The organism is Virgibacillus sp. MG-45, from assembly GCF_036409425.1.
Lineage (GTDB): Bacteria > Bacillota > Bacilli > Bacillales > Amphibacillaceae > LDC-1.
On the sequence record NZ_JAXOFU010000008.1, the window covers coordinates 22,751 to 38,507 of the forward strand.

The following is a 15,757-nucleotide window of genomic DNA, read 5'->3' on the forward strand; positions in this document are numbered from 1 at the left end:
TCATTGCTTGCAACATCCAGAAAGGTGAAATCGTCATCAGTGCCAATAACAGGGAGGGGAAGCAGCTTGGATATTAAAGAATTTTTGATTGATGAAAATGCGACGATGCTAGATGCAATGGCATTATTAGATAAAGTCGCCAAGAAGGTGCTGTTCGTTGTACGGGAGGACCACTTTATAGCAGCAATTACAGATGGGGATATCCGTAGATGGATTTTGCGGAAGGGGAATTTAGAAGCAAAGGTTTGTGATATCGCAAACTATAACCCGAAGTATATCTATGAGCATGATAAAAAGACAGCAAAAGCGTTCATGAAAAAGCATTCGATCGAGGCACTTCCCGTTTTAAATGCGGACAAGGATATTGTATCGATTATTTTTTGGAATGATGAAATTGAACATAAAAAGCGCCTCCCTGTTCCAGTTGTTGTTATGGCTGGTGGATTAGGAACGAGATTGTATCCGTATACGAAGATTTTGCCCAAGCCGCTAATCCCAATAGGCGAAATTCCAATTGCGGAGCATATCATTAATCGGTTTCACCAATATGGCAGTAAGGAGTTCTTCTTAGTTGTGAACCATAAGAAGAATATGATTAAAGCTTATTTTAATGAAATCGAAAAGGATTATGAGGTGCAGTATGCTGATGAGGACGAGCCATTAGGTACTGGTGGCGGTCTGAGCTTGTTAAAAGGAAAAATAAACGAAACGTTCATTTTGACTAATTGTGATATTTTAATTGAGGAAGATTATGAAAAAATATATGCTTACCATAAAAAAGAGGGAAACCTGATTACAATGGTCTGCTCACTAAAGCATATTCGCATTCCCTATGGTGTAATTGAAATTGGGGAAACTGGAGAAATCGAGGAAATGAAGGAAAAGCCAGAGTTTTCCTTTTTTACAAATACCGGAATGTATATTGTTGAACCGCAAGTTATTGAGGAATTACAAGCAGGTGAGGCAGTCGGTTTTCCGGATATTATTGAACGATATAAGGAAGCTGGAGAAAAAATTGGTGTGTATCCAATAAGCGAGCATGCATGGCTTGATATGGGGCAGCTCGATGAAATGGAAAAAATGAGGAAAAGGCTGGAACGAGATGAATAAACAAATGCTATTAGTCGGGGCAGGTGGACATTGTACGTCTGTCTTAGATTCCCTGCTTAGCTTAAAGCAATTTTCAAAAATAGGAATCGTCGAAAAAACGGGGAAGCATGAAAAAAGGTTGCTTGGTGTCCCTGTTGTAGGGTGTGATGCGGATCTTCCAAAGCTTTATGAGCAAGGCTATGAGTACGCATTTGTGACGGTAGGAAGTATTGGCGATGCAAGCGTTCGTATGCGTTTAATGACACACCTTGAAGAGATTGGCTTTAAAATCCCAACAATTATTGATCCGACTGCAGTCGTGAGTCATCATGTGCAGCTCGACAAAGGCATTTATGTTGGCAAGCGAGCAGTAGTGAATGCTGGGGTGGAAATTGGCAAAGGGGCGATTATTAATACAGGTACGATTATCGAGCACGATTGTCGAGTTGGTGCATTTTCACATATTGCCCCTGGAGCCGTGTTAAATGGTGCGGTTCACATTGGAGAGAATACTCATATTGGTGCAAACAGTACGGTCAAGCAAGAAGTGACAATTGGTTCAAATGGAATAATCGGAATGGGAAGCACGGTATTACATAACTTCGGCGATCATTTCGTTGCCTATGGAAATCCATGCAAGGAGGCGTTAAAGTGAGTGTTTTTATTATTGCTGAAGCGGGTGTGAATCATAATGGCAGTCTAGCTTTAGCGAAGCAGCTGGTTGATCAGGCAAAGGAAGCTGGTGCAGATTGTATTAAGTTTCAAACCTTTAAAGCGAAAAATATAGCCTCAAAAAATGCAAAAAAAGCTACCTATCAAAAGGAACAAACCGGAGCCGATGAAACACAGCTGCAAATGCTTGAGAATCTTGAGCTTTCCTTTGAGGAGTTTCGTGCGCTTCATGCGTATTGCCAAGCAAAAGAAATTGCGTTTCTTTCTACGGCATTTGATTTTGATAGCATCGATTTTTTAAACGAATTAAAGATGGATGTTTGGAAGATTCCTTCTGGTGATATTACGAATTTACCTTATTTAATGCAAATTGCTGCATTGAATATGCCTGTCATTCTCTCAACAGGAATGAGTACGATGGCGGAAATTGAAGCGGCCCTTCAAGTGCTTAAGCAGCATGGTGCTGGTGAGATTACGGTTTTGCATTGTACAACAGAATATCCCGCACCAATGGAGGATGTAAACTTGCTAGCAATGAAAACGATTGGCGAAGCATTTGGAGTATCAATTGGTTACTCGGATCACACCAAGGGTATTGAAATACCAATAGCTGCAGTAGCGATGGGAGCTACGGTTATTGAAAAGCATTTTACACTAGACCGGAGCATGGAAGGACCTGATCATAAGGCAAGTCTTGAACCACATGAGCTAAAAGCAATGGTACAGGCGATTCGCAATGTTGAAAAAGCGATTGGTAATGGTGAAAAAAAACCAGCCCCTTCCGAGGAAAAGAATATTGCAGTTGCTCGAAAAAGTATTGTAGCACAGCATAACATTCAAAAAGGCGAGTTATTCTCAACAGAAAACATTACCGTAAAGCGTCCTGGAGATGGACTTAGTCCGATGAAATGGTTTGAGGTTATTGGACAAAGAGCTGCGCGAGATTTTGAAGAGGATGAGCTGATTGAGCTATGAAGACGATTTGTATATTAACAGCCACTAGAGCGGAATATGGCTTATTAAAGCCGATTATTGTAAAGCTACAAGAAGAAGCGGCATGGAATGTGCGTCTTGTTGTAACAGGTGCCCATCTATCACCTGAATTTGGTTTAACGTATAAGGAAATCGAAGAAGATGGCATTTCCATTGATGAGAAGATAGAGATGCTTGTTAGTGCAGATACGCCAGCAGCGGTTTCTAAATCAATGGGGTTAGCTATGATTAGCTTTGCTGATTATTTTGCCAGGGTACAGCCTGATATGCTGCTTGTGCTTGGTGATCGTTATGAAACATTAGCTGTTTGTATGGCTGCCATGAATGCTCGCATTCCGATTGCGCATCTTTATGGTGGGGAAACAACAGAGGGTGCTGTTGACGAATCCATTCGTCATGCGATTACAAAGCTCAGCTATTTGCATTTTACGAGTACCGAAAGCTATCGTAGGCGAGTAATTCAGCTTGGGGAAGAGCCAGATCGTGTCTTTACAGTTGGCGCTATTGGGATAGAAAATATTCTTCACCATCCATTGATGGATAAGCAAGCACTTGAGGAATCGCTTGCCTACCGTTTAGAAAAGCCGTTTGCACTTGTTACCTTTCATCCTGTTACATTAGAAAATGATGAATCCGCCAATCAGTTTCAAGCATTGCTTGACGTGTGTGCGAATTTTCCGGACATGCAGTTCATTTTCACAAAGGCAAATGCAGATACAAATGGACGGATTATTAACGAAATGATTGATGCCTATGTTACAGCACATGAACACGCAATCGCCTTTACCTCACTTGGGATGCCGCGTTATTTAAGCGCCTTAAAGCATTGTCAGCTCGTGATTGGTAACTCATCGAGTGGCTTGTTAGAAGCGCCTTCGTTTGGTATTCCTACTGTGAATATCGGTGATCGCCAAAAAGGAAGGCTACAAGCACCAAGTGTAATTACCTGTGAACCAACGGTCGAAGCGATTACAGAGGCAATGCATACCGCTTTATCAGCAGCCTTTAGAGAACAGGCAAAGCAGACTGTAAATCCATACGGGGATGGGCATACAAGCGATAAGATCATTGCGGTGTTAAAGGAAATATTAATGGGCGATCGCATTGATTTGAAAAAGCGATTTTATGATGTGGAAGGTGAAAATCAATGAAAGTAGCTGTTATAGGCCTAGGCTCCATGGGAAAACGAAGAATTCGTTTAATTCAAAAATACAATGAAAATATTGAAATTCTAGGAATCGATACGCGTTTAGAACGTAGGGAAGCATGTGCAACGGAATATGATATCGAAGCCTATGAAAGCTTATCTGCATTAGGGGAAGCGCATAAGGTGGACGGGGCATTCATTTGTACGGCTCCCTTATCTCACCAAGCACTCATTCATCAATGTCTTGAGCTTGGTATGCATGTGTTCACAGAACTGAATTTGGTTGCAGATGGCTATGCAGAAAATATTGCCTTAGCCAAACAAAAGGAGCTCGTATTGTTTCAATCTTCTACTTTCCTTTATCGCGATGAAATAAAAACAATCAAGTCTTCCGTACAAGCGGTGGATGGTGCGCTTAATTATACATATCATGTTGGGCAGTATTTGCCTGATTGGCATCCGTGGGAAAGCTATCATGATTTTTTCGTCGCGAATAAACGAACAAATGGCTGTCGAGAAATCTTTGCCATTGAGCTACCATGGTTAACCGATGTTTTTGGAGAAATCGTCCATATAAATGTCGTGAAAAATAAAATTAGTACGTTAAACGTCGATTATGCAGATAATTATTTCGTTATGCTACAGCATAAGAGCGGACATAAAGGGATGCTAGCAGTTGATATTGTATCGCGAAAGGCCGTTCGTAATTTAGAGGTTTTTGGTGAGCAGCTTTATATGGCTTGGAACGGTTCGCCAGAGGGATTACGTCTTTATGATTATGAGCAAAAGCTTGAAGTACCAATTGAACTCCATGAAGCGGTAGAACGATTGGATAATTATAGTTCGTTTGTTGTGGAAAATGCCTATTATAATGAAATTGCTGCTTTTTTTGAGCAAATAGCGCATGGAACGGCCCCGTTATACAGCATGGAGCAGGATGAAAAGATCTTAAAGGTGATTGACGAGATTGAGAATGGAAACGACGCACATGTATAAGATTGGGTTGGTTGGACTAGGGTCGATCGGTACAAGGCATTTACATAACATCGTCAGCGTGCTGCAGGAAAGAAATCATGCTTTTTCGATTGATTTATTTCGTAGCGGCAAAGGAAAAGAGCTTGATGAACAGATTCAAAGGAATATCACGAATGTTTATTATTCGAGTGAGCAAGCGGCAAATGATTATGATGTCATATTCATAACAAATCCAACGCATTTGCATTTCAGTACAATTGCGCAATATGTTCCGAAGACGAAGCACATGTTTATCGAAAAACCAGTTTTCGATCAAACGGATCTTTCGCTTGAAGCACTTTCCTTGAAAAACGACAGCATCTATTATGTTGCCTGTCCGCTTCGTTATACCGATGTCATTCAATATTTAAAGGAGTGGACTGAGAAGGAAGGACAGCATATTTATAGTGCGCGGGTGATTTCTTCAAGCTATCTTCCGGAATGGCGTCCTGGGGTAGATTATCGAACAACCTATAGCGCCCATAAAAATCAAGGTGGCGGCGTATCCATCGATTTGATTCATGAATGGGATTATTTGCATTATTTATTTGGGAAGCCTGAGCAGGTGTTTCATATACAGGGGACTTTTTCGCATTTAGAAATAGATAGTGATGACTTATCACTTTATATTGCGCGTTATCGGAATATGGCAGTAGAGGTACACTTAGATTATTTTGGGAGAGAGCCGATAAGAGAGGTACAGCTTTTTACGAGAGAGGATACGATTGTAGGGGACTTGCTGCAAAGTGAGGTTCGCTTCTTGAAAAGTGGAAAAACCGTCTCCTTTCATGAATCACGGAATGATTTTCAACGGAAGGAAATCGAATATTTCTTTGATGTGATCGAAGGGAAGAAGCAAAACGAAAACGATATCGTGCGCGCAATGGAAACGTTAAAGATCGTAAAGGAAGGAAAAGTAACATGAATATTTTATTTACCGTTTGTGGTCGTGCTGGTTCAAAAGGAATCAAAAATAAAAATATAAAGGATTTTCTCGGCTATCCGCTCGTGTATTATACTATGGCTGCAATTGATTTGTATCAAAAGGAGCATCCGGTTTATTCATGCGATCTTGCTATTAATACAGATAGTAAGGAATTAATTGAAATGGTGCAGGACGGTTTGAATATTCCAGTCCATGTAATCGAACGGGAATCTTCTTTAGGACAAGATGATACACCAAAGGTGGCAGTCATTGCAAAAAGTCTCGATCAGATGATGGAACAGAAGAGGCAGCACTATGATATGGTTGTCGACTTGGATATCACCTCTCCACTGCGAACGGTCGCAGACATAGAGAAGCTTATTCAGAAAAAGCTAGCTTCAGAGGCAGATGTTGTATTTTCTGTTACCGATGCAAGAAGAAATCCATATTTTAATATGGTCAAGCAAACGGAAAATGGCTATGAACGGGTCATTGCATCCAATTTTAATGCCCGACAACAAGCACCAGAAATATTCGATATGAATGCATCTTTATATGCGTATTCGCCGTCCTTTTTACAAAGTGGAAAAGGAATCTTTGACGGGATATGTGAGATTATTAAAATGAAGGATACCGCTGTTCTTGATTTAGATCATGAAGGTGATTTTGAATTGATGGAGGTTATTGCCAAGCATTTATTTGCGAAGGATAAATCATTTGGTAGAATAAGAGCCCATATTGAGCAGGTGAAGAAATAAAAGATTATGTAATAATCTACTAAAAAAGAAGCGAGGAGAAAATTCCTTGCTTCTTTTTATGATGGGAATTTAATCCTTCGCGTTTTTGTCACTTTATGTCGAAAACACTTCTTTTTCGAGGGGGTTTAATAGAAAGCGTTTTCAAATCGGTGTAAAATGAAAGTGTATTGAATACTAGAAGGAGGTTATTCCAATGGTTGCCAAGCAAACCGTTTATGTAGACAGATTTACAGATGGAATTCTTGATCCGAGTAAAGAGATGGAATACGTTGTGAAGGATGGGGGACAGATTGTCGCAAATACCGCGCCAGGCTGTTGGGGACCTATGATTACACCTGCTTTAAAGGGCGGTCATGAGGTGACAAAGCCAGTATTTGTAGAAGGAGCAGAAGTGGGGGATGCAATTGCCATCCGTATTAAGTCTATTGATGTAACATCAGTCGTGACTGCATCGGGGAATGATGAGCCGATTGATGGAAGATTTAATGGTGATCCATTTGTTGCTGCAAAATGTCCAACATGTGGAACAGTCAATCCAGAAACGGTTATTAAGGGAATTGGTGAAAAAGCAGTTCATTGCAAAACCTGTGACACGGATATTACACCTTTTATATTTACACATGCTTATTCAATTGCATTTAATGAGAAGAAATCAGTAGGTATTACATTAAATAAAGAAGCAGCAGAAAAAGTAGCTGAAAATGGAAAGCATTATATGAATACACCAGAGCATTCGATTCAGAATCCAATCGTGACATTTGCTCCGCATGGTATGCCGGGAACAATGGCTAGACTACGCCCGTTTTTAGGACAATTAGGAACAACGCCTGCACGGGCATTACCAGATTCCCATAATGCAGGTGACTTTGGCCAGTTTTTAATTGATGCTCCACATGATTATGGTATTACAAAGGAACAGCTTGAGGATCGTACAGACGGCCATATGGATATTAATCGTGTAAGAGCTGGTGCAGTGCTAATTTGTCCAGTAAAGGTTCCAGGCGGTGGCGTCTACCTTGGTGATATGCATGCCATGCAAGGAGACGGAGAAATCGCAGGGCATACTGCTGATGTAGCGGGCGTTGTTCATTTGCAGGTGAATGTTTTGAAGGGCATGCAAATAAATGGACCTATCCTTCTGCCAGTTGAAGAAGACCTTCCATACCTTGCCAAGCCTTTTACAAAAGAAGAGAAAGAGCAAGCAGTTCATTTAAGTAAAGAATGGGGAGTAGTGGAGGTTGAAGAGGTGCTTCCAATATCCTTTATCGGAACTGGTGCAGATCTGAATGAAGCAACAACGAATGGTCTAGAAAGAGCGGCGGCATATTTTGATATTACCGTTCCAGAGGTAATGAATCGGGCTACCATCAATGGTTCCATTGAAATTGGACGACATCCGGGAGTTGTTACCGTGACATTTTTAGCACCGACGCGCTATTTAGAGAAAAAAGGCATCTTATCCATTGTTAAAGAACAGTACTTGTTATAAAAGGGAAAATTATTGGCTGTAAAGCATCGAACATTTTCAGATGATCTATGTGGGATAAAAAAGCAGCAATGCGTATGATGCGCATTGCTGCTTATAGTTTAAACTTAAAATCATTTTTGAGTAATAACTATAAACCTTATTTATGTGGATTCGAAGTTGGGAGTAGTGCATTTATTCTTTGTTTTTCTTCTTTTTTGTCAATGTATTCAAAAAGGCCAAGAAGATTCCCCCAAGGATCAGAAAATGTTCCCCACTTTACAGGAACTTCTTCTCTTTGGTGTATCTTAAATTTATCAATTTCTAATATGCGTACAAGCCTTTCTCTTTCTCCTTCAATGTCGCTAACTCCTATTCGTATCGGACCGCTCTTTTCTGATGGAGTTCCTTCAGCGACTTGTAACCAGCAGCCAGGTATTATTTCCCACTCAGCAAACCCATCATGAGGGATAAAGTCAGGTGTTCTATTAAGAAAGGTTTGATACCAGTTACTTCCTCTTGTAAAATCATGTACACGTACTTGTACTGTCATCTCAAAAATCATTTTTTCCCTCCTTAAGAAATACGCTAGGAGCAATTTCCGTTCATCCTATCCACCAACTAGAACAAAAACATTTTCATCTGGTGCTTGCATTACAGCAACATGACCGCCTAGGGAGTTAGGAAAAGGTGTGCGAATCCACTGAATATCGTGACTATCTTTTAGTGCCTCATAGGTTTGTTTTACATCGTCAACGAGGATTTCAACCTCAGCAAATTTTAATTCAGGATTGTTTTTTAGGATCAGTTCCGAATCGCCATCAGGAAACTTCATTCCAACAAGCTTCCAGCGGTTTTCATTGTCTTGAAATGTCTCCCAAGCTTTCACTAATCCGAGTGATTGATAGAATGCTTCCGATTTTTCCAAGTTATCTGTGTAAATGGCAACACATTCAATGCTTTTCCACATATCCCCTGCTCCTTATTTGAAATCAAGCTAATTAGAATTTATTCTTCATCGTTTAAACGTGCTTTTATTTCTTGAATTTGTTCAATATGTCGAGCTTCGTGTAAATGTACGAGCTCTATCCATTAATCTAGCGGCAACTTTCCAAAGAAGGGGTGCTTTACAGCAAGTTGTTTTAGGGTAGGTGTGTCCTCTATGGAAGCAAGGAAGGTCAGTAATTTTTCCCTTGATTGATTAAATAAATCTATCATTTCATCCACTGTAAATGCTTCAACAGCTGGGGTGACCACCTTTGGGGCGGAAACCTTTCGCGTTCGATCTAATATTAAATGGATGTTTTTCGGCTCTGTGTGCTCATGATTAGCTGGGCTTAATCCCCATTTGACAGCGTTTATCGTTGCCTCTTCTGTTAAAACTAAATGATGACAAACCTGTGCAACAGACCATGTATCTTCATCAGGCTGCATATTAAATTGGGTATCGCTTATAAAAGAAAATTCATTTAGAAGTTTATTTCTTGTTTCTCGTAGCTTTTCATCCAGTGCATTATTCATGAGCGATACATCCCTTCACTAGAAAATAGCATTCTTATATATATATTCTCTAAAAAGAAGCATATTCCTGCATCGATGCGTTTTTACTTTACTATTATGTGTTAGTAATTATCGTGTATGAAGCGAAGTATTGCCCTTTTGAATGCGGAAGGATGTTCTACATAAGGATGATGCCCGGTATTTAATTGTTGAATATCGTATATCGGAAATTTAAATGCGTGATGATGTGTCGGTCCGACTGCATCATCTTTTTTCCCAGCAATGATTAAGACAGGCTTATGAACAGCAAGTGATAGTGGGATAAAATCTTGAAAAAATTCTTCTGATGAAAATATATATTGTTGGAAGTTAGGGGCGCTCTCTATTCCTTCTTGATCAATTTCATCCATCTTTTTCTTGTTTGTTAGATCGACATACTGGAAGTTAAAATATGCACCGTTATCGAGAAGTAGAGAAAGCATAGAGTAATAGGATTGCATTAACGTATTCATGTTGACTGTACAGAAATCATCCTTATCTAAGCCTAATAAATTTGCTCCTGTATGGATTTGGTGCGTGAAGGACGTAGCCATATTTAAGGTTGCATTAGATAAGATGACTCCTTTTGTACGATGAAGAAATTGATGGGCATAGTTGACTGCTAGTAACCCTCCGAAAGAGTGGCCTAGAAGTAGCCATTCATCGATTTCTAAAAACAAGCGCAGCTCTTCGATATCCTCTATTATTCTTTGAAGTGAATAAGCTTTCGTAGCACTGTGCTCGGAACGCCCGCACCCACGTTGATCTAAATAAATCATTTGCAGCTTATTTTCTAATAGTTCCTTTGAAAAATGCTGAAAGGATTTACTCCAATAACCTGGTCCACCGTGTAAAAACAAACAGGGAATCCCTTTACCACTTATTTCAACATGAAGTTTTAGACCATCACTTGTTTTAAAATTCATCGTATTTACTCCTTAAAGCGAAAGATTACAGTAAAGTGAAAATAAAGCTATTAAATTCTTAATATCCAAACAATGTATGAGCTCGTGTTAAAGTACACACTTATTTGAGAAATGTGCCTGTGGCGTACACATCTACAGCTTGGTTGTTTAATTGTATTCTTTTAAACACATGCATGCCTATTTTTTGGCAACATGCTGGGAAGCAATATTTGCAGGTTGTATAAGTGCAATAAATCGTTCAAGTTGAAGGTTTTGCTTCCCGTTTTCCAAAAGCGTTTTCGCAGCCTCGGTGGCATATCCGTTGCCCCAATGTTCTCTTGAAATCTAATAACCAATTTCCATTTCTGTTTTTTCCTCAATGGTTTGTGGAACTAATCCAGCATGCCCAACTGGCGTACGATCGTCCTTTTTCTCTAGTACCATTAAGCCTAGTCCGTCACCCATCTCATATATCCGATAAATCCAATTCAAAAAGTCCTTTCCAGCCTGTGTATCTTTAACTTGACCGTTTCCGATATACCGAACCATTTTTGGCTCTGTTAATAAAGCCATTAAAAATGAAAAATCCTTATTTTCATATGGCGGAATTGTAGTCTATCTGAGGTGTATGTCATCGCCGAGCTCCTTTCAGTCACTTCTCGAATGAAATGCGATTCTTTTGCTTATTTTACTTTCCTTTTTTCTCTAGTTGTACCATTGTAGCACCTGAAACAATAATGCGCTGTCCTTTTTGTAAATGAACATCAAAGGTCGTTTCGCGATTCTCATGACTACTAAAAAGTTCATGAACACGAGGGCTTTCACCTTGCTTAAATATGATAAAGCTTCCAAACCCACTGCTAGCCACACGATAAATTCCTTCTTTAACGTCTTTTCCAACTTCCCAAATACCAGTTGTTAATTCAGTAGATAGCTTTGTTGCTACAGGGGTAATGAATACTTCTTCAAAGCCGTCCACTCGAACAGTATGAGAGTTGTTTACATCGATGGTAACCCTTTCTACGCCAGAGGGGTATGGAGCGATTACCTCGTGAAACAATAGTTTTCCAGCTTCATCACGAATATATATATTTCCAGTAATTTGACCAGAAATTTGGTATCTGCCTTCAGGAAGTGTTACCTCTTCACCATCTTGAGCGATGGGAGCAAGCTGGACTTCTTTGGCCGCTGCATTGCTCCGATCGATAGAATCATAAATTGTCTCACTAATATTCCCAACCATTGCTTCTTTTTCTTCACCAATAATTTCAAAGTTTTCCTGATAGCGAATAACCGTTTCGGAAGGTTGTTGACATGCGCTCAATGTTATTAACCCAAGTAAGGCAATAAAAATAATTGCTTTCCTCATAGGTGATCACTCCCAATCCACTTACTAGCCGTACAACAACTGCTATTATTATTCCTCATGGTAATATTTTTCATAGAATTCCACCGTTCCTAAAGGTCCGATCGTTAAATCCTTTCCTTTATATAGTAAAAGCCGTTCGATCCATGTGGCTTTCTCTTCAGGAGTTAAGTTTGATAAAGGCAAACAGAAAAGGCGTTTCGCAATATAATGGTGCTCCTCGGGTACTTCTATATCGTTACAAAGCGTTTTATATTGGTCTGGTTTTAACTCGATTTTTATATAGTCAACAGAGGCTTCATGCAAATCTTCCTGATAAACGATGACGCCATCCTTTAGGAAAAGCACACGATCAGCATATAAATCAAGATTTTCTAATAGATGGGAAGCGATGAATATTAATTTATCTTCTTTTTTCATTTGCAACAGATGGTTAGATATCATCGCTACATTCGCAACATCTAAGCCATTCATTACTTCATCCATGAGCATAATGGGAGTATCAGCTGCAGCCATCATGGCAAAGCAGAGGCGCTGGCGCATCCCTAAAGAATATGTTTTCACCTTTCGTTTCACGTAATTTGTCATTTGTAGCCGATCGATAATGTCTGGAACGTGCTTTGTTGTTCCTTTCCAAAGATTGGCATATAGATTCAAGTGATCTACTCCTGATAGCTCATCGAATAAATCCCCTTGATCTGGAAAGGTGACAAGCTGTTTATGAATGGTAAGCTCATCCTTCTCGGTCTTATATTCAATCGAATCAAAAAAGGTGACCGTTCCTGCATTCGGCTTTAAAAAGTTTGCCATTACATGGAACAATGTCGTCTTTCCCGTTCCATTTGGAGCAACTACCCCGATAACTTCGCCTTTTTCAGCTGAAAGGTTTAGTTTATTTAATACGTTCTTTTCTTTATATGCAACGGAAACGTCCTTTAATTTCAGCATAAGCATCCTCATTTCCATAATAATTTAGCTAAAAAGCTTTTTCTAAAGGCATATCCTTTGGCTGTCGATGGTATGTCCAACGATTCATTCCATAGATTATGCTGACAACAAGTATCAGTAGTCCGCCGAGCCATGTTATAGCGTGCCAATAATCAATCGTGCTGTTTCCAAATTGTATTGCTAATTCTCCGGATAATACTTTTGCAATATCCATATATTTGATTGGGGCTAAAATCTTCGGTGAAATCCCGGTAGCAGTTAATAAATCAGGAAGAAAAAAGATACCGAGACCAACAAGTAAATTAGCAAATGCATTGCGAAATAGCATGTTTAGTAGAACAGATACATAGAGTAAAAGCGTTAAAACGATGGCAAATCCAAGAAATACATAAAGTAAATATTGTAGTGTTGATACGGCTATATAGCTTTCATTTACATAGATGAGTACAGGAAAGGAAAAATTACTCGCTTGAAGCGTTGATGCTGCATAAATCGTTCCAATGAAAAAACCAACGATTAATAAGCTATAAACATGAACAAAATGGACAGCCACCTTCTGATTTACTTTTTTCATAAATGGCAATGGGAATCCTTTCACGACCGATTGGTGACGCTGCTCATAAATTAATAGCTCACTACCTGCAATAAGCGCGACTACTAGAAGCAACAATCCGCTCATAGCTTGCTGTGCTTTAACAAAAAAATCATTTGTCGCAAAAGAATCGTCTTCAATTGGTAATTGATGCTTTTTAATATAATGTAATATAGCGTTCTCTTTTAATATTTCATCCTTCGGTTTAATGAGGTGATTCGGAATTCCCTCATTCCCTAATTCATGCACCTTTAACCGCAATTGATTTAACTCAAGTCCATTTTCAATATACTGCGCCTGATCATCGCCCACGCCTAAATAAAACACTTGATAGTTTATTAAAGAGGATTGTTCGGTTAATAACTGATATACTTCTTCAACCTTTGGAACTTCATCGCGTAAATAATCAACATACTCAAATGTCGCATTCATGATGCCTTGTTCTTCATATTTTTGCTGCTTTAAGGTTAGTTGCTCTCCTTGGTTGTAATAGATGAAAAATATAAAATAAAAGAGAAGTAAAAATAGCGCTATAAAGAGATTTTTTCGATTATGCCACAATAGCTTTGTTTCAAATTGCGTATATTTCCAAAACATATTGCCGTATCCTTTCTGTGGAAAATATCCTTATCTATCATTTGCCACATGCATCAATATCTTTTTCAATGAAAATAGTTAAACTCCATAGTAAAAGCGGCGTTTGTTTACAATTCGAGATACGATAAACAGGGTAACTTCAACGATTACAAGACTAATGCATAGGACAAGCAGCCCTTTTTCATATGTCATTGTTTCTAAGTTAACGAGAAAGTTTTTATCATTTACAATGATTTTTCCTAAGTCAAAATAGGTTTGTGGCAGATTACTAATTTCAATGCCGAATAAGTCTCGTGTTGTTCTTGTGAAATAAATTCGCTCGGAAAATAAGAAAATCGTGCCTACCATTAGCACACCCCAAGTGTTTTTTAAAAGTAAGCTTAATATGGCGTTCAACCGAATAAATAAATAGATAAGAATGGGCAAATATCCCAGTGCTAACAAGAAAAATCGTCCCATCGATATGAAATCATATGCATAATAATTTCCATAAGCAAGCTCCTCAGCACTTGCTTGCATTGAGATTGGCACATGCATGGAAAAGGAGCCAAAGCCATTTTGAATCGTAAGCACGATGATCGATAGAAAAAGTAGCCCTGTTAAAACGAGCAGCGTATAAAAAAATGCGACGGTCGTTTTTAAATTGATTCGTCGATACCAAGATATAGGGAGCCCTTGCATAATGGATTGGTTTTTTCGATCCTTCGTGAGCATGTCACTACTAAAATAGATCGCACAAAATAGTACAATGAGCACGGCCGAACTAACTAGAAATTGTTTTACTGTTTGTAAAGCTGTTTTTTGTTCAATCACTTTATATGTAATTGGGTGATTTTCAGTTAAATAGCCTTCATAGCGTATGATAGTTTGATTAAAGCGATGATTTATATCCTTTCCTGGAAAAGGAGAATCTCTAATAATCGCTTCATCCATCGATTGACTCATATAATTATTCGCCATATCAATCATCCGAAGTCGTAAAAATCTGGTGTAATTTCCATCATCAAAAGCATAGACCATTCGATTCCGAACATTATATGCGTATTCATTTTCAGCAAACACAGCTCTCCCAGACATGTAGGAAAAACCAGTTGCACCACGAGCTTTCTTTCCTTCTTGAACCGCAGCCAAGTCTTTGAGCTCTAGCTTCACCTCGTTGGAATCAAAAGAATCAGGGGTCTGTTTAACAGGAAGGATAATAAAAAAGTAGCTTAGCATTAATGCGACTAATGTAATGATAAACAGGATGTTTTTCCTACTTCTACTAATCATTTTAAATTCATGAATAAATAAAGCTTTGTTCATTGTTTCTTCCCCTTTAGATCATACTTTCGTTGCTTGCCCTATCGAGAACAGGATATGTATATAAGTTTATTTTTTAAATATTTTTAACTATTTAAAAAATAGTCTAGCAGAAGGGGATAGAAAAGTAAACGGCTGTCTTATTAGATCATTCGCACTAGATTTGGAAGGACGAGCGGGAGTTGCTCCGGAATTGCTTTAATTCGAGCAAGAATGCGTCGAACTCGAGCGAGAACTGCTCAAATCGAGCGGGAAATGCACTAAATCGAGCGAGAACTGCACCAATTCGAGCGAGAAGCTGCCCAAACGATCAGGATTCGCTTCAAATCGATCAGGAAAGTGCCCCAAACGATCAAGGAACGCTCGAATTCGATCGAGAAAGCCCCGAAACGATCAAGAAAGTGCTCCAAACGATCAAGAAAGTGCCTCAAACGATCAAGAACCA

At 39.1% G+C, this 15,757-nt stretch carries 18 protein-coding genes; 8 read left to right on the forward strand and 10 right to left on the reverse strand.

Translation table 11 applies throughout. The annotated features are described in order from the left end of the window. Positions 1-66: 66 nt before the first annotated feature. The 8 genes from SPK86_RS09870 (at position 67) to SPK86_RS09905 (ending at position 8,087) form a co-directional block, all read left to right on the forward strand. A complete protein-coding gene (locus SPK86_RS09870; protein ID WP_330949261.1) occupies positions 67-1,110 on the forward strand; it encodes a sugar phosphate nucleotidyltransferase in 1,044 nt (347 codons plus the stop codon). Beyond that, the gene (locus tag SPK86_RS09875; RefSeq protein WP_330949262.1) at positions 1,103-1,744 is read left to right on the forward strand and encodes an acetyltransferase; all 642 of its coding nucleotides are present in this window, start codon (positions 1,103-1,105) and stop codon (positions 1,742-1,744) included. The genes SPK86_RS09870 and SPK86_RS09875 overlap by 8 nt, the downstream gene beginning before the upstream one ends. Continuing rightward, positions 1,741-2,736 carry an N-acetylneuraminate synthase gene (gene neuB / locus SPK86_RS09880; protein ID WP_330949263.1) on the forward strand — a complete coding sequence of 332 codons (996 nt, stop codon included), beginning with the start codon at positions 1,741-1,743 and terminating at the stop codon, positions 2,734-2,736. The genes SPK86_RS09875 and neuB overlap by 4 nt, the downstream gene beginning before the upstream one ends. After that, entirely contained in the window at positions 2,733-3,905 is a 1,173-nt protein-coding gene (gene neuC, locus SPK86_RS09885; protein WP_330949264.1) for a UDP-N-acetylglucosamine 2-epimerase, read from the forward strand. The genes neuB and neuC overlap by 4 nt, the downstream gene beginning before the upstream one ends. Beyond that, positions 3,902-4,897, forward strand: coding sequence for a Gfo/Idh/MocA family protein (locus SPK86_RS09890; protein ID WP_330949265.1), 996 nt, complete (start codon positions 3,902-3,904; stop codon positions 4,895-4,897). Before neuC ends, SPK86_RS09890 begins: the two co-directional genes overlap by 4 nt. Beyond that, a complete protein-coding gene (locus tag SPK86_RS09895) occupies positions 4,875-5,840 on the forward strand; it encodes a Gfo/Idh/MocA family protein (protein ID WP_330949266.1) in 966 nt (321 codons plus the stop codon). The genes SPK86_RS09890 and SPK86_RS09895 overlap by 23 nt, the downstream gene beginning before the upstream one ends. Next, complete coding sequence (locus SPK86_RS09900) at positions 5,837-6,598, forward strand: acylneuraminate cytidylyltransferase family protein (protein ID WP_330949267.1); 762 nt, start codon at positions 5,837-5,839, stop codon at positions 6,596-6,598. The genes SPK86_RS09895 and SPK86_RS09900 overlap by 4 nt, the downstream gene beginning before the upstream one ends. A gap of 193 nt (positions 6,599-6,791) precedes the next feature. Further along, the gene (locus SPK86_RS09905) at positions 6,792-8,087 is read left to right on the forward strand and encodes an acetamidase/formamidase family protein (RefSeq protein WP_330949269.1); all 1,296 of its coding nucleotides are present in this window, start codon (positions 6,792-6,794) and stop codon (positions 8,085-8,087) included. A 136-nt stretch (positions 8,088-8,223) separates the two neighbouring features. On the opposite strand, the gene SPK86_RS09910 is transcribed toward SPK86_RS09905, so the two are convergent. From SPK86_RS09910 to SPK86_RS09955, 10 genes are all read right to left on the reverse strand, one after another. Continuing rightward, positions 8,224-8,628: a VOC family protein gene (locus SPK86_RS09910; RefSeq protein ID WP_330949270.1), complete on the reverse strand. Its 405-nt coding sequence runs from the start codon at positions 8,626-8,628 to the stop codon at positions 8,224-8,226. Positions 8,629-8,673: 45 nt separating this feature from the next. Next, a complete protein-coding gene (locus tag SPK86_RS09915) occupies positions 8,674-9,033 on the reverse strand; it encodes a VOC family protein (RefSeq protein WP_284139072.1) in 360 nt (119 codons plus the stop codon). A 122-nt stretch (positions 9,034-9,155) separates the two neighbouring features. Continuing rightward, a complete protein-coding gene (locus SPK86_RS09920) occupies positions 9,156-9,584 on the reverse strand; it encodes a DinB family protein (protein WP_330949271.1) in 429 nt (142 codons plus the stop codon). Positions 9,585-9,685: 101 nt separating this feature from the next. Then, on the reverse strand, positions 9,686-10,528 hold the full coding sequence (locus tag SPK86_RS09925) for an alpha/beta fold hydrolase (RefSeq protein ID WP_330949272.1): 843 nt from the start codon (positions 10,526-10,528) through the stop codon (positions 9,686-9,688). A 177-nt stretch (positions 10,529-10,705) separates the two neighbouring features. Beyond that, positions 10,706-10,798: a hypothetical protein gene (locus tag SPK86_RS09930; protein ID WP_330949273.1), complete on the reverse strand. Its 93-nt coding sequence runs from the start codon at positions 10,796-10,798 to the stop codon at positions 10,706-10,708. A 54-nt stretch (positions 10,799-10,852) separates the two neighbouring features. Further along, on the reverse strand, positions 10,853-11,080 hold the full coding sequence (locus tag SPK86_RS09935) for a hypothetical protein (RefSeq protein ID WP_330949274.1): 228 nt from the start codon (positions 11,078-11,080) through the stop codon (positions 10,853-10,855). A gap of 115 nt (positions 11,081-11,195) precedes the next feature. Next, positions 11,196-11,876, reverse strand: a complete 681-nt coding sequence (locus SPK86_RS09940; protein ID WP_284139076.1) for a hypothetical protein — start codon at positions 11,874-11,876, stop codon at positions 11,196-11,198. Positions 11,877-11,924: 48 nt separating this feature from the next. Then, entirely contained in the window at positions 11,925-12,821 is an 897-nt protein-coding gene (locus SPK86_RS09945; protein WP_284139077.1) for an ATP-binding cassette domain-containing protein, read from the reverse strand. Between the two features lie 28 nt (positions 12,822-12,849). Continuing rightward, positions 12,850-14,010, reverse strand: a complete 1,161-nt coding sequence (locus SPK86_RS09950) for a hypothetical protein (RefSeq protein WP_330949275.1) — start codon at positions 14,008-14,010, stop codon at positions 12,850-12,852. 78 nt (positions 14,011-14,088) lie between these two features. After that, positions 14,089-15,315, reverse strand: a complete 1,227-nt coding sequence (locus SPK86_RS09955) for a hypothetical protein (RefSeq protein WP_330949276.1) — start codon at positions 15,313-15,315, stop codon at positions 14,089-14,091. Positions 15,316-15,757: the final 442 nt, after the last annotated feature.

Coding starts and splice junctions, on each gene's coding strand:
- SPK86_RS09955 (WP_330949276.1), bottom strand. CDS start 15,315: ATGAACAAAGCTTTATTTATTCATGAATTTAAAATGATTAGTAGAAGT.
- SPK86_RS09940 (WP_284139076.1), bottom strand. CDS start 11,876: ATGAGGAAAGCAATTATTTTTATTGCCTTACTTGGGTTAATAACATTG.
- SPK86_RS09910 (WP_330949270.1), bottom strand. CDS start 8,628: ATGATTTTTGAGATGACAGTACAAGTACGTGTACATGATTTTACAAGA.
- SPK86_RS09875 (WP_330949262.1), top strand. CDS start 1,103: ATGAATAAACAAATGCTATTAGTCGGGGCAGGTGGACATTGTACGTCT.
- SPK86_RS09915 (WP_284139072.1), bottom strand. CDS start 9,033: ATGTGGAAAAGCATTGAATGTGTTGCCATTTACACAGATAACTTGGAA.
- SPK86_RS09950 (WP_330949275.1), bottom strand. CDS start 14,010: ATGTTTTGGAAATATACGCAATTTGAAACAAAGCTATTGTGGCATAAT.
- SPK86_RS09895 (WP_330949266.1), top strand. CDS start 4,875: ATGGAAACGACGCACATGTATAAGATTGGGTTGGTTGGACTAGGGTCG.
- SPK86_RS09890 (WP_330949265.1), top strand. CDS start 3,902: ATGAAAGTAGCTGTTATAGGCCTAGGCTCCATGGGAAAACGAAGAATT.
- SPK86_RS09925 (WP_330949272.1), bottom strand. CDS start 10,528: ATGAATTTTAAAACAAGTGATGGTCTAAAACTTCATGTTGAAATAAGT.
- SPK86_RS09905 (WP_330949269.1), top strand. CDS start 6,792: ATGGTTGCCAAGCAAACCGTTTATGTAGACAGATTTACAGATGGAATT.
- SPK86_RS09935 (WP_330949274.1), bottom strand. CDS start 11,080: ATGGCTTTATTAACAGAGCCAAAAATGGTTCGGTATATCGGAAACGGT.
- neuC (WP_330949264.1), top strand. CDS start 2,733: ATGAAGACGATTTGTATATTAACAGCCACTAGAGCGGAATATGGCTTA.
- SPK86_RS09945 (WP_284139077.1), bottom strand. CDS start 12,821: ATGCTGAAATTAAAGGACGTTTCCGTTGCATATAAAGAAAAGAACGTA.
- SPK86_RS09920 (WP_330949271.1), bottom strand. CDS start 9,584: ATGAATAATGCACTGGATGAAAAGCTACGAGAAACAAGAAATAAACTT.
- SPK86_RS09900 (WP_330949267.1), top strand. CDS start 5,837: ATGAATATTTTATTTACCGTTTGTGGTCGTGCTGGTTCAAAAGGAATC.